The organism is Nocardia sp. NPDC005825, assembly GCF_040630175.1.
GTDB lineage: Bacteria > Actinomycetota > Actinomycetes > Mycobacteriales > Mycobacteriaceae > Nocardia.
The window spans coordinates 63259-88817 of sequence record NZ_JBEXXC010000017.1 but is presented as its reverse complement, the minus strand read 5'-3'; the positions used below and the strand labels follow the sequence as shown (position 1 = coordinate 88817).

Annotated in this window: 22 protein-coding genes; 13 read left to right on the top strand and 9 right to left on the bottom strand. The window is 66.4% G+C overall.

Translation table 11 applies throughout. The features are described from left to right. Positions 1 to 225 precede the first annotated feature (225 nt). Positions 226 to 1662, top strand: a complete 1437-nt coding sequence (gene glnA / locus ABZ382_RS32145; RefSeq protein WP_357096934.1) for a type I glutamate--ammonia ligase — start codon at positions 226 to 228, stop codon at positions 1660 to 1662. Positions 1663 to 1695: 33 nt separating this feature from the next. Here the strand turns inward: glnA and ABZ382_RS32140 are convergent, their stop codons facing one another. The 4 genes from ABZ382_RS32140 to ABZ382_RS32125 are packed head-to-tail and all read right to left on the bottom strand — an operon-like array spanning position 1696 to position 5175. Next, positions 1696 to 2940 carry a site-specific integrase gene (locus tag ABZ382_RS32140; RefSeq protein ID WP_357096932.1) on the bottom strand — a complete coding sequence of 415 codons (1245 nt, stop codon included), beginning with the start codon at positions 2938 to 2940 and terminating at the stop codon, positions 1696 to 1698. Continuing rightward, positions 2889 to 3095 (bottom strand): DNA-binding protein, encoded by a 207-nt coding sequence (locus ABZ382_RS32135; protein ID WP_357096930.1) that lies wholly within the window; start codon positions 3093 to 3095, stop codon positions 2889 to 2891. The genes ABZ382_RS32140 and ABZ382_RS32135 overlap by 52 nt, the downstream gene beginning before the upstream one ends. A 14-nt stretch (positions 3096 to 3109) precedes the next feature. After that, positions 3110 to 4795: a replication initiator gene (locus ABZ382_RS32130; RefSeq protein WP_357096927.1), complete on the bottom strand. Its 1686-nt coding sequence runs from the start codon at positions 4793 to 4795 to the stop codon at positions 3110 to 3112. Then, the gene (locus ABZ382_RS32125; protein WP_357096925.1) at positions 4792 to 5175 is read right to left on the bottom strand and encodes a hypothetical protein; all 384 of its coding nucleotides are present in this window, start codon (positions 5173 to 5175) and stop codon (positions 4792 to 4794) included. Before ABZ382_RS32125 ends, ABZ382_RS32130 begins: the two co-directional genes overlap by 4 nt. 461 nt (positions 5176 to 5636) lie before the next feature. Between ABZ382_RS32125 and ABZ382_RS32120 the strand changes: the two genes are divergently transcribed. The 5 genes from ABZ382_RS32120 (at position 5637) to ABZ382_RS32100 (ending at position 12936) form a co-directional block, all read left to right on the top strand. Next, positions 5637 to 5996 carry a GntR family transcriptional regulator gene (locus ABZ382_RS32120; protein ID WP_357096924.1) on the top strand — a complete coding sequence of 120 codons (360 nt, stop codon included), beginning with the start codon at positions 5637 to 5639 and terminating at the stop codon, positions 5994 to 5996. Between the two features lie 227 nt (positions 5997 to 6223). Further along, positions 6224 to 7579, top strand: a complete 1356-nt coding sequence (locus ABZ382_RS32115; protein ID WP_357096922.1) for a hypothetical protein — start codon at positions 6224 to 6226, stop codon at positions 7577 to 7579. Positions 7580 to 10364: 2785 nt separating this feature from the next. Further along, a complete protein-coding gene (locus ABZ382_RS32110) occupies positions 10365 to 10814 on the top strand; it encodes a DUF4279 domain-containing protein (RefSeq protein WP_357096920.1) in 450 nt (149 codons plus the stop codon). Between the two features lie 229 nt (positions 10815 to 11043). Then, complete coding sequence (locus tag ABZ382_RS32105; protein WP_357096918.1) at positions 11044 to 11781, top strand: DUF4145 domain-containing protein; 738 nt, start codon at positions 11044 to 11046, stop codon at positions 11779 to 11781. A gap of 237 nt (positions 11782 to 12018) precedes the next feature. Then, a complete protein-coding gene (locus ABZ382_RS32100; protein WP_357096916.1) occupies positions 12019 to 12936 on the top strand; it encodes a tyrosine-protein phosphatase in 918 nt (305 codons plus the stop codon). A gap of 55 nt (positions 12937 to 12991) precedes the next feature. Here the strand turns inward: ABZ382_RS32100 and ABZ382_RS32095 are convergent, their stop codons facing one another. Beyond that, positions 12992 to 13441 (bottom strand): hypothetical protein, encoded by a 450-nt coding sequence (locus tag ABZ382_RS32095; protein WP_357096914.1) that lies wholly within the window; start codon positions 13439 to 13441, stop codon positions 12992 to 12994. 146 nt (positions 13442 to 13587) lie between these two features. Here ABZ382_RS32095 and tsaA point away from each other — a divergent pair, with 146 nt between their 5' ends. From tsaA to ABZ382_RS32065, 6 genes are all read left to right on the top strand, one after another. After that, on the top strand, positions 13588 to 14022 hold the full coding sequence (gene tsaA, locus ABZ382_RS32090; RefSeq protein WP_357096912.1) for a tRNA (N6-threonylcarbamoyladenosine(37)-N6)-methyltransferase TrmO: 435 nt from the start codon (positions 13588 to 13590) through the stop codon (positions 14020 to 14022). Positions 14023 to 14071: 49 nt separating this feature from the next. Further along, positions 14072 to 15274: a helix-turn-helix domain-containing protein gene (locus ABZ382_RS32085; protein ID WP_357096910.1), complete on the top strand. Its 1203-nt coding sequence runs from the start codon at positions 14072 to 14074 to the stop codon at positions 15272 to 15274. Positions 15275 to 15449: 175 nt separating this feature from the next. Further along, the gene (gene lpdA / locus ABZ382_RS32080; protein WP_357096908.1) at positions 15450 to 16907 is read left to right on the top strand and encodes a dihydrolipoyl dehydrogenase; all 1458 of its coding nucleotides are present in this window, start codon (positions 15450 to 15452) and stop codon (positions 16905 to 16907) included. An 11-nt stretch (positions 16908 to 16918) separates the two neighbouring features. Further along, positions 16919 to 18058: a pyruvate dehydrogenase (acetyl-transferring) E1 component subunit alpha gene (gene pdhA / locus ABZ382_RS32075; RefSeq protein ID WP_357096906.1), complete on the top strand. Its 1140-nt coding sequence runs from the start codon at positions 16919 to 16921 to the stop codon at positions 18056 to 18058. A 19-nt stretch (positions 18059 to 18077) separates the two neighbouring features. Then, entirely contained in the window at positions 18078 to 19061 is a 984-nt protein-coding gene (locus tag ABZ382_RS32070; protein WP_357096904.1) for an alpha-ketoacid dehydrogenase subunit beta, read from the top strand. A gap of 15 nt (positions 19062 to 19076) precedes the next feature. Further along, positions 19077 to 20354 carry a dihydrolipoamide acetyltransferase family protein gene (locus tag ABZ382_RS32065; protein WP_357096902.1) on the top strand — a complete coding sequence of 426 codons (1278 nt, stop codon included), beginning with the start codon at positions 19077 to 19079 and terminating at the stop codon, positions 20352 to 20354. A gap of 140 nt (positions 20355 to 20494) precedes the next feature. Here ABZ382_RS32065 and ABZ382_RS32060 read toward each other — a convergent pair whose 3' ends face one another. Both ABZ382_RS32060 and ABZ382_RS32055 read right to left on the bottom strand, forming a co-directional pair. Then, a complete protein-coding gene (locus ABZ382_RS32060) occupies positions 20495 to 21673 on the bottom strand; it encodes a hypothetical protein (RefSeq protein WP_357096901.1) in 1179 nt (392 codons plus the stop codon). A 27-nt stretch (positions 21674 to 21700) separates the two neighbouring features. Beyond that, on the bottom strand, positions 21701 to 22510 hold the full coding sequence (locus ABZ382_RS32055; protein WP_357096899.1) for a hypothetical protein: 810 nt from the start codon (positions 22508 to 22510) through the stop codon (positions 21701 to 21703). A 129-nt stretch (positions 22511 to 22639) separates the two neighbouring features. On the opposite strand from ABZ382_RS32055, the gene ABZ382_RS32050 reads away from it, so the two are divergent. Next, on the top strand, positions 22640 to 23548 hold the full coding sequence (locus ABZ382_RS32050) for an oxygenase MpaB family protein (RefSeq protein ID WP_357096897.1): 909 nt from the start codon (positions 22640 to 22642) through the stop codon (positions 23546 to 23548). On the opposite strand, the gene ABZ382_RS32045 is transcribed toward ABZ382_RS32050, so the two are convergent. After that, positions 23545 to 24267, bottom strand: a complete 723-nt coding sequence (locus ABZ382_RS32045; RefSeq protein ID WP_357096895.1) for a GNAT family protein — start codon at positions 24265 to 24267, stop codon at positions 23545 to 23547. The two genes, ABZ382_RS32050 and ABZ382_RS32045, sit on opposite strands and share 4 nt — an antisense overlap. Further along, on the bottom strand, positions 24257 to 25492 hold the full coding sequence (locus ABZ382_RS32040) for an MFS transporter (protein WP_357096893.1): 1236 nt from the start codon (positions 25490 to 25492) through the stop codon (positions 24257 to 24259). Before ABZ382_RS32040 ends, ABZ382_RS32045 begins: the two co-directional genes overlap by 11 nt. Positions 25493 to 25559 lie beyond the last annotated feature (67 nt).

Below are 25559 nucleotides of genomic sequence, written 5' to 3'. Positions count from 1 at the left end.
TTCCAGCAGGTCGGTGGCAGGATATCGGTGCTGGTCGAGCATTGCTCGGCGACCGCTGCGGCGTCCACGCGAACCCGGGGGCACCGCCGAACCCCCGGCCAGCAGTGCGTGTAACACTGGCGAAACACAGCCTTGATTGCAGGGAAACACCGCATCCATACCGTGTGGTCGCGACGAACCCATGCAGTCACCACTGGCTGGGAACCGATCCGTAAGGAGTACTAAGTGGCGTTCAGCACGGCCGACGAGGTCATCAAGTACATCAAGGAGGAGGAGCTCGAATACGTCGATATTCGCTTCACCGACCTCCCCGGTGTGCAGCAGCACTTCTCGATCCCGGCGAAGGCGTTCACCGCTGATCTCGCCGAAGAGGGCCTGGCGTTCGACGGTTCTTCCGTCCGCGGCTTCCAGTCGATCGACGAGTCGGACATGCTGCTGCTGCCCGATTACAGCACCGCGCGGGTCGACCCCTTCCGTGCCGCGAAGACGCTGAACATGAACTTCTTCGTGCACGACCCGTTCACCCGTGAGGCGTACTCCCGCGACCCGCGTAACGTCGCCCGCAAGGCCGAGGAGTACTTGGCCGCCACCGGCATCGCCGACACCTGCTACTTCGGTGCCGAGGCCGAGTTCTACATCTTCGACTCGATCCGCTACGACTCGGCGATGAACGGTTCGTTCTACGAGATCGACTCGGTGTCGGGTTCCTGGAACACCGGCGCGGAGTACAACGCCGACGGCACCCCGAACCGTGGTTACAAGGTCCGCAACAAGGGTGGTTACTTCCCGGTTGCGCCGTACGACCACTACGTCGACCTGCGCGACAAGATCTCGACCAACCTGCAGAACGCGGGCTTCGAGCTGGAGCGCGGCCACCACGAGGTCGGCACCGCCGGTCAGGCCGAGATCAACTACCGCTTCAACACGCTGCTGGGCGCCGCTGACGACCTGCAGCTGTTCAAGTACATCGTGAAGAACACCGCGTGGCAGGAGGGTAAGACCGTTACCTTCATGCCGAAGCCGCTGTTCGGCGACAACGGCTCGGGCATGCACGCCCACCAGTCGCTGTGGAAGGACGGCAAGCCGCTGTTCCACGACGAGGCCGGCTACGCGGGCCTGTCGGACCTGGCGCGTCACTACATCGGCGGCATCCTGCACCACGCCCCGTCGCTGCTGGCGTTCACCAACCCGACCGTGAACTCGTACCACCGTCTGGTGCCGGGCTACGAGGCCCCCATCAACCTGGTGTACTCGCAGCGCAACCGTTCGGCCGCGATCCGTATCCCGATCACCGGCTCGAACCCGAAGGCCAAGCGCATCGAGTTCCGCGCGCCGGACTCCTCGGGTAACCCGTACCTGGCCTTCGCCGCCATGATGATGGCCGGCCTGGACGGCATCAAGAAGAAGATCGAGCCGATGGCTCCGGTCGACAAGGACCTCTACGAGCTCCCGCCGGAGGAGGCCAAGAACATCCCGCAGGCCCCCACCTCGCTGGCGTCGGTCATCGACCGCCTCGAGCAGGACCACGACTACCTCACCGAGGGTGGCGTGTTCACCGAGGACCTGATCGAGACCTGGATCAACATCAAGCGTGAGCAGGAGATCGCCCCGGTCAACCTGCGCCCGCACCCGTACGAGTTCGAGCTGTACTACGACGTCTAAGTCGTTCTGCCGCTCTGATCTGCGGCGGAAGCTCTAACCGAGGTCTTCCGTCCGCAGCTCGTCCGCAGTAGTCAACGAGTCCATCTGTTCCGCGATCACTTCACCGACCGCGAAACGGGTGGACTCGTCTGCGTCCGGCCACAGATGCCCGTAGGTGTCGAGTGTCGTTCGCGCGCTGGCGTGCCGCATTCGCGCCTGGACCATCTTGACGTCCGCGCCCTTGGAGATGAGCAGCGACGCGAAGTAGTGCCGAAGGTCGTGCACGCTGAATTCCTCAGGCAGGCCCGCCACCTTTCCAGAGTTCCGGAGCTCCCGCAGCTTCCGCTGAATCAGCCACGGCGGAGCCGGTTTTCCCTCCCCATTCGTCACCATGTGATCGTGCGGCCACTGCTTCACCGAGGCCGACAGCAGCAAGGCCAGTTCCCGCGGAATCGGCACCGGCGTGGTGCTCTTGTCTGTCTTCAACGGCTTGGCAGGCCATTGCCGCTTCGGGTAGACGACTCCCCGCGTGAAGTCGATGTCGCCGACCAGCAATGCCGAGATCTCAGCGACCCGAAGACCCGCGAACACGCCCAGCAGGACCGCGGCCCGCAGATGTGCCGGCATCGCGTCGTGCAGCTGCCACATCTGCTCCGTGGTCACCACATAGGGCTTCTGCGTTCCGGTCGGCGGAGCTGTCTTGCGCGAGCATGGGTTCCGCACCAACAAGCCTTCGTGCACAGCATCCCCGAGGACTTGCGACAGGCGCCCGTGCAACGCGTAGACGTAGCTCGGTTCGTACCCTGCCTTCTTCAGCTTCGCCACCCAGGTCTTCACCGACGAAGGCCGAAGCGCCGCCATCCGCGCATTCTCGAACTCCGCTCGGATCAGGGCCAGGTGCGTCTTAGCCTGCCGCACCGTCGAATCGCGGTGGATCTCGTAGCCCTTGATCCAGCGGTCACACCATTGCCCGACCGTCATCTGTGAATCCCGCGGCGCGATATGCGTCCCCTGCACCAGGGTGCTCAGCCGTGCCGCGAGCCAGGCTTCCGCATCCGCCTTCCGATCGAAACCCTTTGCGTGTTCCTGTGATTCGTCATCAACGTAGCGAGCACGCCACCGCTTGCCCTTGCCGTAGTTGGCGGACCGGACCCGCTGCCGGGTCTTCTGCCCGTCCTCCCCCGCCACGGTCGCGGACTTGTGCCAGCGGTCCTCAACGCCGCCGCGTCGGTTCCGTTGCCCCGCCATCACGCCGCCGTTCCACCACGGCGGGTCAGCTGTTCCTGTTCGGCGATCCATGCCAGCACCGTCGAGCGCCGCCATACTCGCCGCCGCGGGCTCAGCTTGAAGCTTTCCGGGCCGAAGCCGATATGGGCCCACCACCGCCAGGTAGCTTCCGGAATCCCGGTCAACTCCTCCAGTTGCTTAGCTCTCAGGAACTCCTCGTTCACCATCTCCCCGATCCTTCCTATGCCGCTTCCGATGATGCTGAATGTCCTTGTGCCCCTGGTGGTCCCGCCGCCATCTGGGCCTGTAGGTATTGGGCGCGCCTTCGCTGCATCTGGGTGAGTAACGCCATGATCAGGTGAGCCTGGGGCGGTCGCATCGGGTCACCCGGTTCGGCCACGCTCACCGTCACCTGGTCCGGGTCCCAGCCATCGGCCTCGTCCGGGGTCATGCCCGCGCCTTCGAGGAATTGCTTAACGAAGTCGCGACGCTCGGCCGCGTGATCCTTCAGGGTCTTGCCCGTCCACAGCTTCGAGACGAACTGGCGATTACCGGCCACGCCCAACGAGTCCCGCGAGTGAGCCTTGTTCCGGCACAGGCCCGGCTGAGTCTTGGAGTTCACGCCCTTGGGGACGATGCCGTAGCGCAGCCAGATCGGGCACCGGTCCGAGCACGGCGTCCGCAGGAGCTCCGCGTGCAGCCGGTCGTAGTGCTCCGCGGTGCGCTGGTTCGGCGGCTCCAGGATCTCGGCCACCGATTTCGTGAGGTACTTCGCCAGATACCCGATCGCGGCATCGGCCTTCTTGGTTCCCTTCACGATGCCCTTGGGCTTGATCTGCTCCCCGAAGCGGATCACGTGCGCCGGGTCCATGTCATCGCAGGAATCCATGATGTCCTGCGCATCTTCCCAAGCATGTAGCGGCGCACCGGTTTTCGGGTCCACGAAGGTGCGCGCCTGGTAGTCCCAGACCGGCATGTTCGCGCCCGTGTAGACCTCCTGGTCATGGTGAGGCCACCACACCTGCACGTAGGTCGCTTCGGTCACCTGGCGCAACAGCTTGTTAGGAATCGCGCCGCGCAGCAGCAGGTGAACGTGCGGGGCTCCCCGCCGCTGCGGCTCCACGGTCCCGAAGTACTGGACGTTCCAGCCCAGCGCCCGCCGTAGGTTCTGGGTCCACCGGTTGAACAGCGCGGAGAAGTGAATGATGTCCCGAGCCGCCCGCGCGTAGTCGTAGGAGTCCGGGTCCCTAGGGGAACCGTCGCCGCACGATTCGCCCTTGCGGTTGACCGCGCCGTCGTTGTGGACCTTGCCGTAGCTGTCCATGGTCAGCGTGAGGAACATTCCGGGCCGGTACTTGCCGCCCGCGTAAGTCTGGCCCAGGGTGCGCCGTTCCACCTTCTTACGCGGCAGGTTCGGGGCATCCTGGCGACGACGGGTAGAGCGCCGGCGCTTGACCGGAGCATCCAGCGGAGGCAGCCGACGAGCCCCGTTCTCCCGGAGCTCCTTGTCCAGGTCCGCGACGATCTCACGGATACCGGCCATGAGCTCGGTATCGTCATCCTCTTTGGCCCGCTGGTAGTCCACGAACAGCGACGACCGCGCCATCACCAGGTCTTGCTGATGCTCGGTGACCGTACGTTCGTCGATCACCGGCTCTGCGTCGAGATGCCAACCCTCCCGGCACTGCTGAATCCGGATGGCGCGCTTGCGTTTCGAGCACGCGGGGCACACCGATTCCAGGGTATTGCCGCACGCCGCGCCGATCGCCTTCCGCTCCCCCGTGGAATGGTTGGTCATCCACATGGCGATCGGTTTGCGGCAGGAGCCGAACTTGTCGGCCGCGGAGGTAGCCATCTCCAGGAAGTCCTGAGGGGCAACCAGTCCCGCCAGCCGAGTCTGGTCACCCGATTCCTCAGCCTCCGTCACGGGCGCTCCCCCGACACCGTGTAGACCTTCGCGGAGGTGGTCTCGCCGTAGGTCCGGTGGTTGTACTCCGACCAGTGACCCTCGTCGATCACCGCGAACTCGCCCGGGATCAGCTCCCGCCGCCGTTCGATGGCCGGAGCCAGCAGCACCAGCCCGAACGCGCACGTGCAGCCCTTTGGCTCAGCCTTGAAGCCTTCCCCGGTCCCGTGGCAGTGGGAGCACACGCCCCACTCCGAAATCTCGTGCAGGCCGATGCAATCAGGCTTCACACAATCCCGGTCACCGCACCACAGGCAGCAGCCCGCGAAGGTCAGCCGGGGCGGACGCAGCTCCGTGGCGCGAGCGGGCTCAGGGAACGGGATCACTCGGGCCGAGGTCATCGCAGCCCACCTCGGCACAAGCGAGCGCCACCGACCGCCACAACCACCAAGGGTTCCTCGTCCAGCGGAGACCGCACCGAATCCGCGCGGACCCAAGCCTGATCAGCGTCGTCCTGGGACTTGTACTCGATCAGGCCGTCCGTGCAGAGGCAGTTCGAGAATCCCGTGGACCCGGCACCGCCACACCGGTCGCACGGTCCCCAGATCGAATTCTGGTGCCAGGCAATGCACTTCGGGTCATCACACCAGCGGCGGATGCAGAAGACGCACCAGCCGACAGAGTTCAGCCGGGCCGGACGAATGGGATTCGCGAGATCGATTCGCTGCAACTGGGATGTCATTCCGAACTCCTTGGGATACCGACATCAACCAACAGAACCAAGGTTACCGTACTTACCTAGCCTTCCCTAGGTAACCTGACATATCAACTGTCACCGAGGTAGCCCGATAGACTGGCCACCGTGCCGAATGAGCTGATGGACCCGGACGACCTCCGGCCCGTGTATCAGCGGATTGCCGATGAGCTCCGCAACGGGTACGTGCCCGGTGGGCAACTGCCATCGGCACCCAAGATCGCCGAACAGTGGGGCGTCGCGAAAGAGACTGTCCGAGCGGCGATTGACGTGCTCCGCTCCGAGGGTCTTGTCGTGTCATGGCAGGGCCGCGGTACCTTCTACCGCGTCCGGCCCGACACCGACGAAGCACCGGCATCCGAAGACGCCGTACTCGAACGGCTGGACGAGATCATGAACCGGCTGGACGATTTCGAAGGTCGCTTGGCCGCACTGGAGCGTTCTCGAGATTCTGGAGCCGCTGAGTAAGCGCATCCAATCGCGCCCCGATGATCGCGAGGCGTTCAGCGACCGCCACCCGAGTTTCGTTGCCTGCCAACATATTTATAGGCAACCGGAATGACATGGCATGTAAGCCATGCGATTACCCATGTGAATGACCACTTGCCCATGTGTGCCCTGTTTCAGAGCAGGTCACGTGCGTATCATCACCCCAGGGGACGAGCGCCGTCCATCTCGGAAGTGGGTGACCTACAGTGGCCGAGCCGAACACCGCTCTCGCAGATTTGATCACCGAAGCCGGTATCTCGTGGGCTGGACTCGCGAAGCGGGTCAACCAATACGGTGCCGACGAAGGTGAAGCTCTGCGCTACGACTACACCGCCGTTGGCCGATGGGTGAAGCAGGGCCAGAAACCCCGAGGCATCACGCCGAGCCTGATTTGCCGGGTACTCTCCGAACGGATCGGCCGCCCGGTCCGACCAGCCGATATCGACATGGAAGACGCCGACTCCCTCGCAGCTCGCGGGCTTCAGTACTCACGGGATACAGAGACGACATTGGATACGATCCGCGATCTCGGCATCGCCTACACCGCCGGCCGATTCAACGCCCCTTTCATCCTCGCGGCGCTGGCCGCTCCGAGCCGTGATTGGCTGCTCGAAACTCTCGACGAGACCCTGTCCGAACGGGGCCCGCGCGCAATCGGCATGAACCAGGTCGCAGGCATCCGCGAGATGTTCTCCCTCTTCCAGGAGATGGACGTCATGCGCGGTGGTGGACACGCCCGAACCGCCTTGATCAGCTACATGAACACCACCGTGATTCCGCTGATCCGCAAGGAACACGAGCCCGACGTCCAGGCTGCCCTGTACGACGCCGCAGCCGAGCAGGCATACCTCATCGGCTGGATGGCCTACGACGACGGCGAACACGGACTCGCCCAGCGCTATCTGATTCAGGCTCTCCGACTCTCGCAGGCCGCAGGTAACCACGTCCTCGGCGCACACGTCCTCGCAGGGATGTCCGACCAGGCGAACCTGCTTGGGCACACCTACGAAGCCATTGCCCTGGCCCGCGCCGGACTGCACGGCATCACCCCGCAGGAGTCCGCTGCCTGCTATGCCGACCTCAGCATTCTCGAAGCCCGCGGCCTGGCCCGCCTCGGCGACGCGAAGGCGACCACGAAGGCAATCCAGCGCGCAGAGCGGACATTCAACACGATCGATCACGACCGCGAGCCCGAGTGGGCACGGTTCATCGATCCCGCGTACTTCTTCGGCGAGGCCGCGAACTGCTTCCGCGACCTCCAGCAGCCCGCCGAAATCGAGCGGTTCGCGGACCTGTCGATCCAAGCCTGCCTCGAACAGCGCCGAGCCCGCCGAGGCAGCCTCAGCCAAGCCGCCGTCGCCATGAGCCTCATCCAGCGCAACGAGATCGAAGCCGCAGCCGAGCGCGCGAAAATCGTTGTCCAGCTGACGTCCTCGGTGAACTCATCCCGATCCCTCGAAGCCGTGACCGACCTCCAAAAGACGCTGAAGCCCTTCGGCACAGTCCCCGCAGTGCAGGAGTTCAACACCCAAGCCCTGCACGTGCTCGGCCTCGCAGCGTAGTCCGACCGGCCGCCTTCACTCGATTCGGCTGGGATTCTCCGCCCACTCACTCACCGGGCAGAGGTCCCAGCCGTTCCCGTCTCCGAAGCCATCCCCGGTCGCGATCCCGTGCTTTGCCTAATTTAGCTATACAGACTCAAGTGCGGCGCGCAGAGCGCGCCGCCCCGCACCCACGCCGCGCAACGGGCACTCCTTGCTCCGCTGCGTCGCGCCCGGCGCGGCGGAGCGTTGCGGCACGCCCAGCGCACCGCATAGGTGCCTGAATCGCTCACCAGGCGAGGCACTTCCGCGAAGGGATGAGGAAGACAGGAGCAAGGAACGGAGCTCGCCCAGCTCGATCTGACCGTGCGAATCCCAGCCGGATCCAGTGAGATGCCCGCTCCGCCCTACCTCACCAGATCGAGTGCCGGCACGTTCCCGCGGTGGATCATCCTGCGGTTGGGCGTCTCCCCCTTCCTCATGGCCCGATTGTCTCGCTCCAGGAGGCCGCGTCAAGGGAAAGAGCGCCCTTGACCCGACCTCCTTCCGCTGAGGGCGGCCAGTATGAGGAAGCGGGAGAGGACTAGGCAGGGTGTACAGCCGATCTACTATCAGGACCCAAAACATCCCGCCGGTTGTACGAGCTCCACTAGGGGTTCTCGCCATCACTGTCCAGGGCACGGCGTTCCCGGAGCAATTCACGCGCACTCGCTGAAATGCCCAATCGCCCGGCAGGACCGACACGTTGCGTCACGACAGGCTGAGCTATTCGCCGTCGGCGAGGATCCCCACCACTCCGCAGCCGAGCCCACCGAAGCTGCCACCAACTCGCACGCCACAGATGCCACCAACGAGGCTGGTACCAGAGATCCGAGCGGCAAGCAGCGATGAAAGCCGACATCGTGATTGCGTACTGACCAAGGAGCGACTCAACCATCTCGGAGTCGAAGCTCGCACCCAATTCGTACAGTATCGCGTTCAGCTCTTCTGCCGCGTAGATCGGGGCCGGGTTCCCGACCAGCCTAACCTCGTAAAGTGCTTGTGCGAGTTCCTTGGTGGCGACCATCAGCCCATCAAGGTATGGCTTACATTCCGAGATCGGCAGCCCTAGCGCAGAAGGTGAGAGCCGCCCGTCTTGAAGATGGACAACATAGCTCACAGCCGCCTCTTGGAACCGCGAGTATGTTTGCCGACGCTCTTCACGACCGCCTAGGCGAACCTGCCCTGCCGGCCGAAATCTGCTCGATAACAGCGCAGATCCAGCTTTGGCGGCAATCCCGACAGCCGTAACAACCGATGGCTCAGGCATCACCAAATCGTCGCATAGACCCACCCCACACCGACCGGTAACAAGAGTGGTTGGAACCGTTCAAGTCAGTCAGTGATGATCTTGCCCCACCCCGGGAGTCCACAACTAGTCCATCCGTCCGCAGTGCGTCCGCAACGACGTTCACCCACACCGAGACTCGCCAACGCTACCAAGCATCAAGCAGCGGGCGGTTGCTCTTCAATCGTCGCCTACCAACGAACGCAACGGCCCAGCAGGCAGTACGAGCTGTACTACGACGTCTAAGTCGAAGTAGCGCAAGCGCTCTGAGAAGCCCCACCCGCCTCGGCGGGTGGGGCTTCGGCGTTTCCGGCGTCAGTGGAACCCTCCCGGTGACAGCCGCCTGCGCCTCGTAGGTTATGTGCCGCGTCCAGCAGCAAAACATCGGCCGCGGGCGAGACGAGTCAAAAAGCTGGTTGTCGCAGTTGACGTGGTGATCAACCTGCTCGGGACGGCCCGAACCCTAGTGCGCTGAGAGTGACAGCAAGATCCGTGCCAACGTAGGCCCACTACCTGGCTCGCGCACGATTCGCGGGCGAAACTTGAGAGAGACCAACCACTCTCACGCGTCCTGAGGGGCCCATGACCGCCGTATTTGCCGCAACTATCGCTGTCGCCGGAACGCTCCTGGGATCGGCGCTCACCTACGTCTTTCAACGCCAAACATCCGAGCGGGCTGCCGTGCTCTCCTTCGCGCACCAACTGCGGCAGGACAGGTTGCCTGTGTACTCCGCCTTCGCGGAGTCCGCGATCTTGTTCAGGAAGAGCGAGATCGATCGTTGGGCAGCGCACGACGTGGATCCTGGCAGTGAGCAGTATCGGATCGCTCGAGCGGAGTCCGATCGATTGCGTGCTGAGCTTCGGAACTGCCATCTCCGTGTTCAGCTCGTAACGGACGATCAACGGCTACACGACCTGGGTACCAGCGTTATTGAGACTACCTACATCATTCACAAAGCCACGAGCAGCGATGATTGCACTTCCCGAGCAAGCGCGGCCATCGACGTGATACGACAGTTCATCAAGTACGCCGCGACAACCATCCAGTACCCACAGCTCCAGCTGCGGGCAACTCCCGCAATCACACCACCCGGGTCACTTCCCTGAGATTCGGCTCGAGACCTTCCAGCAGGAAGGTTGCGCGAGAGTTACTGAGGTGCAAGGGCATTCAGGGTGACCCAGTGAGGGTCTCGGTAGGTAACGACTTCGACATCGTGAGCGACACCGTCCTCGACGACCTCCACCTGCCAGAGTCCACGCAGTACCGAAGCGGGCATGCATCCCACACCGCGGCCTACTTCCGATTGAAAGCGGCCAGTCCTAGGAAGGTGGAGAGGACTAGGCAGGAGCCCTGGATCGAGCGATCAGCAGTAGTTGAGTGTGTTCTAGCTCCCGGAAGAACACACGTGGACAAAAGTATTCCTTGAACACCTGATAAATGGGGTCGTGTTCTTCAGTGCAGTCTGCGAGGGTGACCGCGTGTTAGAGGACGTAGAGGTGCAACCGCAGCCAGAAGACAGGAAATGGTCGGCAGGGTCGGTTCGCCTGGCAAGTCAGACGGTTACTGCGAGCGAGATCTCCGCTCGCCTGGGGATTGTGGCGGACAGGCAGTTCGAACAAGGCAGCTTGATGAGTCCCCGGAATCCGGCCAGTGCTCGACGCAAGAACAGTCTCTGGCTCCGTCGCAGTGGGCTGCCCGATGACAGCGACCTCGCCGACCACGTCCGCGCGCTGGTCGATCTGCTCGACGAATGTCGCGAGGAGCTGGCCGGCCTGTCGGGCGATTGCGAAATGGAGCTCTTCCTAGGCTTTGGTAGCGACAATGGTCAAGGCGGTTGCGCGCTGCCGGCGGGCCTGCTTGCCGATGTTGCCGCGTTAGGACTCGACATCGTTCTCGACCTGTATCCGCCTGGGCCACACGAGGATTGATAGGCCGGGTACCGGATCAGCCGCGGACTCCGAGCCCGGCCCGCGTCTCGCACCGGACTTCCGTCGTCGAGATTGGAGCGACTCAAGTTGGTAGCTCCCCGCCTCCTCATCGGCCCGATTGTCTCGCTCCGACAGGGAAAGAAGGCTTCAGGTGCCGGGCCGGCGGAAGGCGGTCTGCCTTTGGTTAATCCGTGGCTGGCCAAGGCCGGCGCTCGATACCCTCCATCTCATGGACTGGGAGAAGCGGCTCGTCCGGATTGACGTGCTGCCGAGGAAACTGCGCCGGGCACTTGATGAAGTCGAGAAGTGTATGGATGGCGGCTCGTACATCATGGCCATCGTTGCTGCCCGTCGTGGTCTTGAAGCACTGTGCCTAGACCAGGGAGCTGCCGAGAACACCCTCCAAAAGAGACTCGAACACCTTCAGGCCGAAGGCACCATCGACGGTCGGCTTTTCACCTGGGCCACCCACTTGCGACACGTTGGCAATGAGGGGGCTCACGATCTCGACTTCGATCCGGACGAAGAAGAAGCGCTCGACTCCCAGAACCTTCTCGAGCGTGTGGTCCAGTACGTCTATATCGATCAGGCCCGCTACGAGGAAGCAAAGCGGCGCTGGGAGTATCGCCAGTTGCCACCGGTCGACATCAGCTATCGGGTTGACGAGCACGCAAACGGATGCCACCTGGTCACCATCTTCAGACCAGAGGCGCTCAACGATTCAGGCCTGACAGACCCATTGCTGCGCCGAGTTCGCCACTCGCGCACTGGGGGCGATCCGTGGACGAAACCCGGAGAAGGCGTAGACATCGAGGACGACCTCTGGAAAAAGACCCGACGCTTGGTCGCGACTTTGGTCAAGGACCACAGCGTCAGCGTTGGCAACTGGAACAAGATCGACGAAGGGAAGCGGATCGGTATTTGCAGCCAGTCACCCTTCCACGACGACGATGAACCACCGTTCTAGCTGTAAAACGACGTCTAAGTCGAAGTAGCGCAAGCGCTCTGAAGAAGCCCCATCCGTTTTGGCGGGTGGGGCTTCGGCGTATTCGGGAGTAGGATGGTTGCGCGAGAGTTACTGGGGTGTAAGGACATTCGGGGTGGTCCAGGGTGGGTCCCGGTGGGTGGGGATGGGTGGCCGGTGGGTGGGAGGACTGGTGGGTAACGGGGCCGGGCGGGCGTAAGCACCCCTAGCGTCGCGGTCGTGAATATCAAACGTTTTGCACGACTTCGTATTTCAATGCTCGCTGCGACGGCTGCGGTTGGCGTGGTGCTGGGTGGCGGGGTGGCCGGGGTGGCGCCGCAGGCGCAGGCGCTGCCGCCGATCATGCGCACCGAGGCCACCCAGATCAGCTTGCAGGGGGCTGTCAATGTGCGGGATATCGGCGGGTATGTGACCTATACGGGGGATCCTACGAAGGCTGGGAAGGTGATTCGGGCGGATGCGCTCGGGAAGCTGACCGATGCCGATGTGCAGAAGCTGGGGACGCTGGGCATCAAGACCGTGATCGACTTCCGGTCGCAGGCCGAGGTGGGGGCGCAGGGCGCGGATCGGGCGATTCCGGGGGCGACGGCGGTGGCGCGGCCGATCAGTGACGGCGGGATGTATTTGAAGATGGTGCAGGCCATCGGGTCCAAGGATCCGGCGGTGCAGCAGGCGGCGCTGGGTGACGGCAAGGCCGAGCAGATGATGCGGGATATGTATCAGAGCTTCCTGTCGCCGGATTCGATGGCGAAGTTCGGGCAGACGATCAAGGACATCGCGGCTTCGGGGGGCGCGACGCTGTATCACTGCACCGCGGGTAAGGACCGGACCGGGTGGATGACGTATGTGCTGCTGCGGGCCGTGGGCGTGCCGGAAAGCATTGCGCGTCAAGATTATCTGCTGTCGAATCAGTACCGGTCGGCGGCGGATGCCGCGCAGCGGGCGCAGTTGAAGCAGGCGGGCATCATGCAGAACCCGGATCTGCTGATCCCGTTGCAGGTCGTCAGCGATGAGTACCTGAACAACGCGATCGACAAGATGAACGAGCAGTTCGGTGATTTCGGCAAGTTCCTCACCAAGGGGCTGGGCATCGACGCCGCGACCGTCGTGAAGCTGCACAAGACCCTGGTGGGCTGACCACACCCGTTCCGGCCCCGTCGTACCGCGTGCGGCGGGGCCGTCGCGTGTGCGGCTAGCGCCGGGAACTCAAGGCGGACAGGTCCAGAGCGGTCGTCTCCGCCCACGCGGTGGCGCGCAGGTCGCCGGGGTCGCCGACGCCCAGGGCCTCGTGCAGGCCGCGGGTGGCGGAGCGGGCGAGGTCCTCGAAGGCGGCGCGGGTGATCGGCCAGCGCAGGGTGCGCCGCCAGTTCTCGATCTCGCGTTGCAGGGCGGGAGCGGTCCAGCCGAGGTCGCGCAGCAATTGGGCGGCGGCCTCCGAAATCGGTTCGGGCAAATAGTAATTACCGGTGAGTTCGGCGGAGAGATTGATGTCGAACTGCTGGAATTGCACGTACCGATTGCCGGTGGCGACGAGGGTGAGGGTGGCGCGGGACGGCAACCCGGCGAGGAAGGTGGCCAGCCTGCGCGCGAACACGTCCCAGTCGGTGGTGACTATTCGTTCGCGCTGGCCCTGGATGCCCATCCCGGCCGATCATACGCCGTCCAACGCAACCACCGGACGAATTACCGTGCCGCCCAGTCCGATCATGGAAATATTGGCGACTTCGATCAGCACGGACGATCATGGACATCGCCATCATCGCCACGGTGTAAAGGAGCAGACGATCCATGTCCTCGGAATTCTCCAGCAGCCCTGAACATTTCGAGGTTCGCCCCGTCGGCCACGTCCACTCCCCGCTCACCGACCGCACCGGGGCGCCGCGCCAGCCCGATGAGGACGCGCCGCCCGCCGAGGTGGTGCTGGCGCCCGAATTCGCCGCGGCGGCGGCCGATCTTCAGCCCGGCATGCGGGTGATCCTGCTGACCTGGTTGCACGCGGGAAGCCGGGAAGTGCTCGCGGTGCATCCGCGCGGGGACCGTTCCCGTCCGGCGACCGGTGTCTTCGCGACCCGCTCCCCCGACCGGCCGAACCCGATCGGTCTGCACGAGGTGACGCTGACCGCGGTGTCGCCGGGCGTGCTGGGGGTGGCGGGCCTGGAGGCCATCGATGGCACCCCGGTCCTGGACATCAAGCCGGTGCTGGGCGACGTCGAAACCCGCTGACCGGCCCGGATGGGACGAGCGGGCGAGCCTCGGGAGTAGGTTGAGTGCCATGGCGGCACCCAGGCATCCGATCCCGGCGGTCGGCACGCAACGGCTGGCCGCGGCGTGTCAGGCCGAGGTGACCGCGTTGACCAAGCAGCTGATGGCGGCGATCTTCACCGACAACCCGGGCTGGACGGATTACACGGCGGTGCCGCGCGCGGATCTGCGGGACGGGTGCCGGCGGTATCTGACGCGGATTCTGGATCTGCTGGGCGGGTTGCCGCCGAATCCGGACGGCGACGATGTGGCTGCCGCGATCGGCAGGCGGCGCGCCGAGCAGGGGGTGCCGTTGGAGGCGATGCTGCGGACGTTCCGGCTGGGCGGCCAGATCGTGTGGGAGGCGTTGCTGGACAAGGCCGATGACATCGGTTCCGCGGAGACGCGGCAGGTCGGGTCGGCCATGTGGGCGGTTGTGGACGGCATGTCGTCGGCGCTGGTCACCTCGTACCGGAACACCGAGCTGGATCGGGTGCGCAGCGACGAGCGGCGCAGGCATTCGCTGATCGAGGACCTCCTCGCCGGGCGCGCCCACGACGCCACCTTCGCGGCACGGGCCGGGCGGGAACTGAATCTGCCCGCGCACGGCGCGTATCTGGTGGTGGTGGCGCGCGGTGAGGGCGGGCCGCGGCTGCACACGGGTGCGGAGGCGGCGCTGGGGGTTTCGGGGGTGCGGTCGGTGTGGCACGAGCGCGTGGATTCGACGGTCGGGTTGGTGTCGTTGGAGCATCGGGGCAGTTCGGTTGTGCTGCAACAGCTTCGGCCGTTGATCCGGGGGCGGGCAGGGGTCTCCCCCGCGGTCGCCGGGCTGGCGGGCATCGATACCGCGCACGGGTTGGCGGTGCTGGCGCTCGATACCGCGCCGGGCGATGCGGCCGGGCTGCTGGTTTCGCTGGACGAGCGCTATCCGGAGGCACTGCTGCTGCGCTCCCCCGATCTGACCGATCTCCTGGTCGCCCGGACCCTCGGTCCGGTCCTGGAATTGCCGCCGAAAGAACGCGACATTCTGCTGCGGACTTTGGCCGTCTGGCTCGCCGAGAACTGCTCCGCGGCCAATGCCGCGCCCAAGTTGCACTGCCATCGGAACACGGTCATCAACCGGTTGCAGCGCATCACCATGCTGCTCGGCAGACCCTTGGAAGGCCAGCGCGCCTACCTGGAACTTTCGCTCGCACTGGCCGCTCTGGAATTGCCCGGGACCGCCCGCGGCTGAGCCGCCGAAAGCACGCTACTCACGGGTACAAATTGTGCTCTGCGCCCAGTCAGGTTCAAAGATATATGGGCTTCCAGTGCATTGATTGTGCAAATGGGGACAGACAGACTCGTTCGCAATGACTCGCATCACAACCGATGGCGGGTCGAGTTATCGAGAACGAGGAGCACCACGAGTGCCGGAATTCGATCTTCTGGTGATCGGTGGCGGTCCCGGCGGGTACGTCGCCGCCATCCGCGCCGCTCAACGAGGCCTCACCGTCGGCCTGGTCGAGAAGGAACGCCCGGGCGGCGTCTGCCTGAACTGGGGCTGCATCCCGACCAAGGCGATGCTGCGCTCGGCGGAGGTCTTCCACACCATCGCGCACGCCGCCGAATTCGGCATCTACGCCGATAACCTGCGCTTCGACTACGCCGCGGTGCGGCAGCGCAAGGACGGCATCGTCAAGGAACTGACCGACGGGGTCGCGGGCCTGCTCAAGGCCAATGGCGTCACGGTCATCGAGGGCCACGCACGCTTCACGAACCCGACCACGGTCGAGGTCGTCGAGGCCGGTCCGTCGCCGATCTTCGAGGGCGGCCCGCGCTACGCCGCCGCCCCGACCGCGAACGCCGTGCGCACCGTGAGCGCGAAGGATGTCATCGTCGCGACCGGTTCGGTCCCGGCCGTACTCCCGATCCCGGGCGCGGACCTGCCCGGCGTCATCACCTCCGACGGCGCGTTCGGTCTCACCGAGGTGCCCAAGCGCCTGGTCGTCATCGGCGGCAGCGCGGTGGGCGCGGAGTGGGCCAATCTGTTCCACGAGTTCGGCGCGGACGTCACCGTGGTGGAGATGCAGGATCGCCTGGTTCCGTTGGAGGACAAGGAGATCGGCACCGCGCTGGTCCGGTCCTTCACCAAGCGCGGCATCAAGGTCCTGACCGGCGCGACCGTCACCGCCATCGCCGAGGGCGATGCGGGCCTGACCGTCACGGTCGGCGGCGCGAAGCCGCAGGAGCTGCCCGCGGACGTGGTGCTGGTCGGCGTCGGCCGCCGCCCCAATACCGCCGGGCTGGGCCTGGAGGTCGCCGGAATCGCCACCGACGCACGGGGTTTCATCCCGGTCGACGAGCACTTGCGCACCGGCGTAGAGCACGTCTACGCCATCGGCGATGTCACCGGTAAGGCGCTGCTCGCGCACGTGGCCTCGCATCAGGGCCTGGTCGCGGCCGACACCATCGCCGGTCACGCCGCCCACATCGACTACAACGTGATCCCGGCCGCGACCTTCACGCATCCGGAGATCGCGAGCGTCGGCCTCACCGAGGACGCCGCCAAGGCCGCGGGCCACGACATCGTGGCCGCGAAGTTCCCGTTCGCGGCGCTGGGCCGGGCCAAGTCCTTCGGCGATCAGGAGGGCTTCCTGAAGATCGTCGCGGGCAAGAAGCACGGCGAAGTGCTGGGTGTGCACATCATCGGCCCGTCGGCCAGTGACCTGATCACCGAAGGGGCCCTGGCGATCTCGCTGGAGGCGACTCTCGACGAGCTGGCCGAGACCATTCACGCCCACCCCACCCTCGGCGAGATCGGTATGGAGGCCGCCCTGGTCGGGCTGGGCCTGCCGATTCACGTCGCGCCGCCCCGGAAGCGTTGAGGAGTTCCGTCATGACCACGACCACCGCCGCGCCGCGCAAGCCGGCGCGCAAGGCCACCCGCCCGGCCGACCAGACCGCGGACGCGGCCGTATCCCGGACCGAGACCGCCGAAACCCTGCTCGGTGGAGCGGATTTCGGCGGCACCGACGCCGCGACCCTGCGCGAGCTGTACAGCGAGATGCTGTTCATCCGCCGCTTCGAGGAGCGCACCGCGCAGGCGTACCAGCAGGCCAAGATCGGCGGCTACTGCCACCTGAACCTGGGTGAGGAAGCCACCGTCGTCGGCGTCGGGCGGGCCATGCGTCCCACCGACTACCTGTTCACCAACTACCGCGAGCACGGGTACGCGCTGGCCAAGGGCATCGAACCCGGCCGCGTGATGGCCGAGCTGTACGGCCGCTCGACCGGCACCTCCAAGGGCTGGGGCGGGTCGATGCACATGTACGACACCGAGACCCGGCTGCTCGGCGGGTACGCCATCGTCGGCGGCCAGGTGCCGCTGGCGATCGGCGCGGCGCTGGCCATCGACTACCGCGGCGGCGACGACGTCGTGGTGTGCCAGATGGGTGAGGGCACCACCAATATCGGCGCGTTCCACGAGTCGCTGAACATCGCGGCGTTGTGGAATCTGCCCGTGGTGTTCCTGGTGATCAACAACCAGACCGGTATGGGCACCACGGTCGAGAAGTCCTCGGCCGAACCGGATCTGTGGAAGCGCGCCGCCTCGTACCGTATGCGCGGTGAGCGGGTGGACGGCACCGATGTGCTGGCCGTGCGCGAGGTCGCCGCCGATCTCATCGAGACCGCGCGGCGCGAGGGCAAGCCCGCGCTGCTGGAGGCCGTCTCCTACCGGCTCAAGGGGCATTCGGTGGTCGACCCGGCCAAGTACCGCGCCGAGGACGCCGTCTCCACCGCGGTCGCGCACGATCCGATCGTGTTGTGGCACAACCGTCTGCTGGAGGCGGGCGTGCTGAGCGAGGACTCGGCCGCCGCCATCGAGGCCGATGTGAAGGAGCGGGTGCGCGTCGCGGTCGATTTCGCCGACCAGTCCCCGCATCCGGACCCGGCCACCCTGTTCGATTACAACTACGCGACCCCGGTCGCGGGCGATTCCCATCGCCTGCCCGGTGATCCGCTCTTCACCGCCTAAGGACATCACCGTGGCTGTCATGACCTACCGTGAAGCGCTGCGCGAGACCCTCCGCGAGGAGATGCGGCGCGACGACGACGTCTTCCTCATCGGTGAGGAGATCGGCGTCTTCGAAGGCTCGTACAAGATCACCGCCGGCCTGCTGGCCGAGTTCGGCGAGAAGCGGGTGCGCGACACCCCGATCGCCGAAGAGGGTTTCGTCGGCGCGGCGATCGGCGCCGCCATGCTGGGCCTGCGCCCGGTCGTCGAGATCATGACGATCAACTTCTCGCTGCTGGCGCTGGACCAGATCGTCAATCACGCCGCCAAGATCTACGGCATGTTCGGCGGGCAGACCGCCGTGCCCATGGTCATCCGCACCCCCGGGGGCGGCGGCCAGCAGCTGGGTGCGACGCATTCGCAGAACATCGAGCTGTACTACGCGTTCGTGCCCGGCCTGAAGGTGGTCGCGCCGTCGACGCCCGCCGACGCGGCGGCGCTGATGAAGGCCGCGATCGCCGACAACGATCCGGTGCTGTTCCTGGAGAACCTGTCGCTCTACAACACCAAGGGCGAGGTCCCCGAGGACCTGCCGCCGGTGGAGATCGGCAAGGCCGCGGTCACCCGCAAGGGCACCGACATCACCCTGATCGGCTACTCCCGCATGGCGAACGTCTGCACCCAGGTCGCCGAACAGCTGGCCGCCGACGGCATCTCGGCGGAGGTCATCGACCTGCGCAGCCTGCGCCCGCTGGACCGCGACACCATCATCGCCTCGGTCAAGAAGACCGGTTGCGCCGTCATCGGCGAGGACGACTGGCTGACCTACGGCATCGGCGCGGAGATCGCGGCGTCCATCTCCGACGGCGCGTTCGACTACCTCGACGCCCCCGTCCGCCGGGTCGCCATGGCCGAGGTGCCGCTGCCCTACGCCAAGCCGCTGGAGAAGCTGGCGCTGCCCTCGCCCGAGTCGCTGTACCGGGCCGCCACCGAAACCCTTGCCGCCGTGGGCAAGCGCCGCTGAGATCCGGAAGGAACCATGTCCGAAGTAACCATGCCCCGGCTCTCCGACACCATGGAGGAGGGCGTCGTCGCGGCCTGGCTCAAGCAGGTCGGCGACCAGGTCAAGGCGGGCGAGATCCTGGCCGAGATCGAAACCGACAAGGCGCTCATGGAGCTCGAGGCCTACGAGGACGGGGTGCTCGAGCGGATCATCGCCGAAGCCGGTGCGCGCGTGCCGATCGGTGAGGCCATCGCGATCCTGGGCGACGGGAGCGGGTCTTCCTCCGCTCCGGCTCCGGCCGCGCCCACCGCGGCTCCGGCCCCCGCCGCTCCTGTCGCGCAGAGCAATCCGACCGCTGTGAACGGAAATGGCGGCGCCCCCGCGGTTTCCGCCGACGGCGAGCGCAAGAAGTCGTCCCCGCTGGCCCGCAAGGTCGCCAAGGAACTCGGCGTCGACATCACCGCCGTGACCGGCACCGGTCCGGGCGGCCGCGTCACCAAGCTGGATGTCGAGAACGCGGGCAGCACGGCCGCTTCGGCCGCGCCCACCGCTCCGGCCGCCAATGGCTCGGCTCCCGCCGCATCGGCTGTCACCGCGCCTACCGCCGTCGCCCCCGCCTCGGGCGACTACGACGAGATCCCGCTGACCACCATTCAGCGTGTCTCGGCCCAGCGTCTGACCGAGTCCATGCAGCAGGCGCCGCACATCTACCTGACCAGCGCCATCGACGTGACCGAGCTGCTGGCCTTCCGCGCGCAGATCAACAAGACCCTGGAGGAGACCGGTTCCGGCAAGGTCAGCGTCAACGACCTGCTGGTGAAGGCGGTCGCCACCGCGCTGCGCCTGGATCCGTCGGTGAACGTCTCCTTCGCGGGCGACAAGCTGTTGCGGCACAAGGCGATCAATATCGGCATCGCCGTGGCCACCGACGCGGGCCTGTTCGTGCCGGTCATCCATGACGCGGACCGCAAGTCGGTGTCGGCGATCGCCGCGGAGGGCCGGGAGAAGGCCGGGCGCGCCCGCGACCGGAAGCTGAAGGGCGAGGACATGTCCGGCGGCACCTTCACCATCTCCAACCTGGGCATGTTCGGTATCGAGCAGTTCACCGCCGTGATCAACCCGCCGGAGTCGGCGATCCTCGCGGTCGGTGCGGCGCAGGACGAGTTGCAGCTCGACGGCGAGAAGGTGGTGTCGCGCAAGATCCTTCGCGTCACGCTGTCCGCGGATCACCGGTCGATCGACGGTGCGGTCGCGGCGAAGTTCCTGCAGCAGCTGAAGGAGCTCATCGAGCACCCGTTGCGGATCGTGACCTAGTCACCCCGAGACCGTCGTCCGATTTTCTGATCCAGGATCGGACGGCGACGCCCGCCGTGAGCCGAACTCACCCGGTGGCGGGCGGAATCGCCGGATGGCGTGGACCGGTTTTACCCGGCCGGTCCCCGTCATCCGGCTTTTCACGTTCCGGTCGACGGCGCGGGCCGGGACTGTTCGGGTCCGGCCACCAGTTCGACAACCACCAGGGCGGCGCCGGTGGCGAACACGGTCCAGATGACCACCGGTCCGGTCGGATACGACCAGAACGTCAGCGTGATCGCCGCGACCGCGAGAACGGCGATCCGCAGCGAGCCCCGGTAGCGGGCCACGACGGATCGGATCGCCCGTGGATCGCGCGCGACTCGGTGCGACTGCGCCGCCAGCACGATCACCACGGCCAGTGCGAACAACACTCGCACGGTGGTGTCCAGCCGGACCAGGAAGGCATCGATCACCGCCGCGGCGGCTGCCGGGGTGAGCACGTCGGCCGGTACCGCGTCCAGGTAGGCCGATCGTGCGATACCGACGGCGACCGCGAGCAACGCCATCGCCAGCGCCAGCGCCACACCCAGCCAGGTGAGGGCGCGACGCCGTGCCCCCGGGGGTGCAGCCCAGACCGCGCAGGCCGCGACGAGCGCCGTGACCCAGGGCAGCACGTCGGCGACTCGATCGAGGATCATCACCCAGCGTCGTGCCTCGACCAGTTCGGGCGACCGGAAGATCACGAACGACCGGTCGATCGTGGGCACCTGGTCGGCGTATGTGAAGCCCCGTTCGGTCAGCTCGGACCGGACTCTGTCGATGAGCGGGCCCAAGACGACACTCACTGCACCGTCCTGATCCATTCCGACCGCCGCCGGGGCCTCATCGGTCAGCACGACGACCAGCCCGCGGTGCGCCTGCCGGTTCGCCTCGATCCACACGGTTCGGAATTGATCGGACGCCAGGACGGATTCGGCCGTGTCGCGCACGAGGCCCCGCGCCTGCCGGGTGGCCAAGGGAGCCAGCCCCGTCACCGCGCGCGGAACGCGCGGGTTGCTGTCGGCGAGTGCCGACAGGGCCTGGGCGGTGACGGATTGGACGTCGACGCTGTTCATGATCGCGTCGGTGGCCCTGTCGGCCAGCACTTCTCGCAGTGCGGGGTCGGCGGACAACGGCGTGACGGTCCGGACGTAGCGGTCGGTGTCGAGCAACTCCCGATGCGCGAATCCGGCGAGGACCGATGCGATCGCCAGGACGGCGAACAGTGTCAGCAGAACGGCCGCGGCCGTCCGACGTAATGCGCTACGGCGTGGGCGTTCGGGTTCGGAAGCCGCCATGACTGTCCCGCCTCGATCGTGCGATGGTCAATTCGAGCCGTGCAGAAACCGTCCGATCACGGTCTCGTCCAGGGCGAAAGCCTTGATGATCGAGGCAGCGCCGACGATCACCACCGACATCACGAAAAGCCAGCTGACAGAAGTGAAAGCGAGCCCCAGGGGCCCGAAGTGCCGCTGGGCGTTGGCCGTGATCCGCGGCAGCACGACCCGCCCGGCCAGATGTACGGCGGTCAACCCGGTCGCGGTCAGCAGCCCGGTCGCCCAGGCCACCCGGCCGGTCAACGCGCCCTTCGTGAGCAGGAACGGCGCGAACGCCCACACCACCGTCCAGATGACGAGCTCACCGGCCAGCACCAGCGGCCACCCCACATAGCTGACACGCGCGAGGTTCTGGGTCTGCCCGACCAGCGCGACCGCCAGGGCGACCGCGAACAGTGCCGCGAACCACCGCCACGCGTCCCGTGGCCCGATCGAATTCACCTGCCACACCGCCCCGTAGACCCGTCCGAGCGCGCGGGCGAACGACGTGCCGCTGAGCACGAGCATCAGCAGCCCGACCACGCCGAACGCGGCCAGCGACGAATCCGATGCCTGCGCCGCGTCACCGACGGGCAGCGCCTCGAGATCGAACCCGAACTGGAAACGGATCGCGCCGGACGCGGAATGCCAGCCGCTCAGGGCCGATGCCGCCATGATGACCGGCAATACCGAGGTGAAGATCTGCGCGGACAGCGCCAGCGAGCGATCGACGAGCTCGATCTCGAACAGGCCCTGGACCGCCCGCCAGGCGGTCCGGCCCCAGGGTGTGCCGCGCAACCAACCGGCAGCGGTGTCCACGAAACGATCGTATCCCGGTCGATCGTGACGGTTGCCACTCCACCGACATGATGAGAAGATTCGGTAGTAACTCTCTCATCCTGTCGGTGAGTGAAGCCGTCAGGAACGGTCGATCAAAGGAGATCCACCATGACCGCCGCCGTCGTGCTCGACCAGGAGTCCACGGGCCGCCCCGATCGCCGTCCGTTCGAACCCGGCAGCCGCATGTGGGATGACGTCGGCCTACTCACCTTCTCCCTCACCGCCGGCTCGGCCTTCCTGCTCCAAACCATGGAACCGACGATCGCCGCGGTGGTGGACGAGCACTCGACCTTCCGCACCGACCCCATGGGCCGCGCCCTGCGCAGCATCGCCTCGGTCATGATGTGGGTCTACGGCGGCGACGAGGCCCTCGCCGAGGCCGACCGCCTGCGCGCCATGCACGCCACCCTCAACACCACCGACGCCGCGGGCGTCAAACACAAGGCGCTGGCCTCGGCCCCGTGGGCGTGGGTATTGCACACCGGTGTCTTCGCCTTCACCGAAGGCAACAAGTACTTCTCGCGCGACAAGCTCACCGACGCCGACAAAGAGGCCTACTACCAGGAAACCGTGCAGCTCATGCGCAATTTCTCGGTGGCCCCGAAAGAAATCCCGGCCACCTACGCCGAATGGGAGCCCTGGTTCTGGGATCAGGTCGAAAACCACCTGGCCCCAACGAATGTCGCCTACGACTACCTGAAGGTGATCCGTAAGATCGCCCCGCCCAAGCAGATTCCCGCGCCCCTGCACCCGGTCTGGCGCGCGGTCACCGCCCCGGTGGGACGCCTCCAATACTTCTTCACCGTCGGCACCACCCCGCCACTGCTGCGCGACAAGCTCGGCCTGGAGTGGACCGCGAACGACGAACGGGCCCTGCGGGTCCTGGGCTGGGCCATCGGCCGCACCGTGCCCCGCCTCCCCGAACGCGTTCGCTACTTCCCCATCGCCTACGAGGCTCGCCGCCTGGAACGCGACCGCGCCCGCCTGCGCAAGCTGATCGACCTGCGCCCGATCTAGCGGTCCCGCCGGTCCACCGGGTGCAGCCGATTCTCGAGTCCGGCGCGCACCCGCGGCCAGTCCTCGACCGTGATCGAGAACAGCACGCTGTCGCGAACGGTGCCGTCCGAGCGCCGGAACTGACGCCGCAGCGTGCCCTCGTACTTGGCGCCCAGGCGCGCGATGGCCTGCTGAGAGCGGTGGTTGCGCACATCGGTCTTCAGCTGAACCCGGCCCACCCGCAACGTTTCGAACGCGTACTCGAGCAGCAGCAGTTTGGTTTCCGGGTTCACCGCGGTCGCCCATACGGACGGCGTGTAGACGGTGAACCCGATCTCCAGCCCGGCGTCGGGCTGACGAACATCCAGGTAGGCGGTGACCCCGACGATCGATCCGGCGGGGTTGCCGCCGATCGGCTCGCGGGTGCGCACCACCCAGGTGTGCCAGGTGTCCTGCGAGTCGCGCTGCCGCAGCAGGTCTTCGAACTGCCGCGCGTCCTCGGGCCGCCCGGGTACGTGCGCCCACACCCGCGCGTGGTCGAGGGCCTCGAACAGCGCGCCCGCGTCGGCCGTCGGGTCGGCGGCGATCAATTCCACGACCTTGCCGGTCAGCACGGTGCCCTCGGGCACCGGCCAGATCATGGCCGGCCACACCTCGTCGTTCGGGCGCGGATCGGGCACCACCCGAAAGCGCTCCGCACCCGTCGCATCCTGGTCATCTGTCCGTGTCTCACTGGGCATTTCGGCGTTCCCCCGTATCGTCGAGTTGTTGCCCCGAGGGTAGCGGGAGCGTCGGGAACCAACGACGAATGGATGCCGCGCCCGCGGTGGCGACCGCACCGAGAGCGATGCCGGCCGAGCCGAGTGTGGTTGCGGCGCCGATGACTCCGACCGCGATCGGCCCGAGGAACATCCCCAGATCGTGGGTGAGTCGCCACGCTCCCAGGAATTCGGCGTGCGAGCCCGGCGGGGCGACATCGGAGCCGACGGTCATGATCAGGCCGTTGCTCAGGCCGTTGGCGACGCCGAGAATCACGGCGATCACGCACAATCCGGTGGTGTTCGTGGCCAGGGGCAGCGCGGTGTAGCCGAGCGCGAACAGCAGCAGCGAGGGGGTCCCCGTCGCGCGCCGCCCGTACCGGTCCAGCCAGATGCCGGACGGATAGGACAGCAGCACGTCGACCGCTCCGGCGATCCCGAAGATCAGCCCGATGGCCGGGGCGCTCATCCCGATATGCGCCGCCCACAAGGGCAGCAGCGCCACGCGGGCCGCCCGCGCCGCCCCGGTCGCCAATGCCCCGAACCCGAGTGTGCCCAGTACACGGCGGTTTTCGGTCACCACCGTCCGCAGCCCCAACCTGACCCGCACGGGCCCCTCGTCGACATCCCGCACCGACATCATCAGCGTGCCGCCGACGAGGATCGCCGCCAGTTGCAGCCACATCGCGCCGGTCACGCCGAACGCGTGGGTGGCGCCCGCGCCGATCAGGGGCCCGGCGAAGACCCCGAACCGCTGTGAGCCCGCCAGCAGGGACAGCGCCCGCCCGCGGTCGCCGTCGGGTACGACGGCCACCAGATACGTCTGCCGCGCCAGCCCCCACAGCGCCGAGGCCGCGCCGGTGAGCAGCATCCCGGCGGCCAGCCATCCGAGATTCGGTGCGAGGATCGCCAGGAGCACACCGAGGGCCCCGACCACCGACGCCGCGGCGACCGCCCGCCGCTCCCCGACCCGGGCGATCAGCTGCCCCGCGGGCAGATCGGCGAGCAGTTGCCCGAACCCCGAGAGCGCCACCACGATTCCCGCCATCCCGGCGCTCGCACCCAACTCCAGCGCCCGCAGCGGATACATCGGAGCGGCCGCTCCGCCGCCCATCCCGAACACCGCGGTCGGCACGAACACCTGCCAGGTCAGCGCCCGCAGCCGCACCACGGGCGCGTCGACGGCGGCGGCACCCTCACCGCTCATCGCACCCGAACCCCGAACACCGACCGCGCGGCAACATCCCTGCTACAACCACATCCGCATCGAAGCA

Excerpts from the sequence above, each read along its gene's own strand:
- ABZ382_RS32140 (WP_357096932.1), bottom strand. The coding sequence starts at position 2,940 with ATGGATCGCCGAACAGGAACAGCTGACCCGCCGTGGTGGAACGGCGGC.
- ABZ382_RS32135 (WP_357096930.1), bottom strand. The coding sequence starts at position 3,095 with ATGGTGAACGAGGAGTTCCTGAGAGCTAAGCAACTGGAGGAGTTGACC.
- ABZ382_RS32125 (WP_357096925.1), bottom strand. The coding sequence starts at position 5,175 with ATGACCTCGGCCCGAGTGATCCCGTTCCCTGAGCCCGCTCGCGCCACG.
- ABZ382_RS32105 (WP_357096918.1), top strand. The coding sequence starts at position 11,044 with ATGGACTGGGAGAAGCGGCTCGTCCGGATTGACGTGCTGCCGAGGAAA.
- ABZ382_RS32095 (WP_357096914.1), bottom strand. The coding sequence starts at position 13,441 with ATGGGCATCCAGGGCCAGCGCGAACGAATAGTCACCACCGACTGGGAC.
- tsaA (WP_357096912.1), top strand. The coding sequence starts at position 13,588 with ATGTCCTCGGAATTCTCCAGCAGCCCTGAACATTTCGAGGTTCGCCCC.
- ABZ382_RS32085 (WP_357096910.1), top strand. The coding sequence starts at position 14,072 with ATGGCGGCACCCAGGCATCCGATCCCGGCGGTCGGCACGCAACGGCTG.
- pdhA (WP_357096906.1), top strand. The coding sequence starts at position 16,919 with ATGACCACGACCACCGCCGCGCCGCGCAAGCCGGCGCGCAAGGCCACC.
- ABZ382_RS32070 (WP_357096904.1), top strand. The coding sequence starts at position 18,078 with ATGACCTACCGTGAAGCGCTGCGCGAGACCCTCCGCGAGGAGATGCGG.
- ABZ382_RS32065 (WP_357096902.1), top strand. The coding sequence starts at position 19,077 with ATGTCCGAAGTAACCATGCCCCGGCTCTCCGACACCATGGAGGAGGGC.
- ABZ382_RS32060 (WP_357096901.1), bottom strand. The coding sequence starts at position 21,673 with ATGGCGGCTTCCGAACCCGAACGCCCACGCCGTAGCGCATTACGTCGG.
- ABZ382_RS32050 (WP_357096897.1), top strand. The coding sequence starts at position 22,640 with ATGACCGCCGCCGTCGTGCTCGACCAGGAGTCCACGGGCCGCCCCGAT.
- ABZ382_RS32045 (WP_357096895.1), bottom strand. The coding sequence starts at position 24,267 with ATGCCCAGTGAGACACGGACAGATGACCAGGATGCGACGGGTGCGGAG.
- ABZ382_RS32040 (WP_357096893.1), bottom strand. The coding sequence starts at position 25,492 with ATGAGCGGTGAGGGTGCCGCCGCCGTCGACGCGCCCGTGGTGCGGCTG.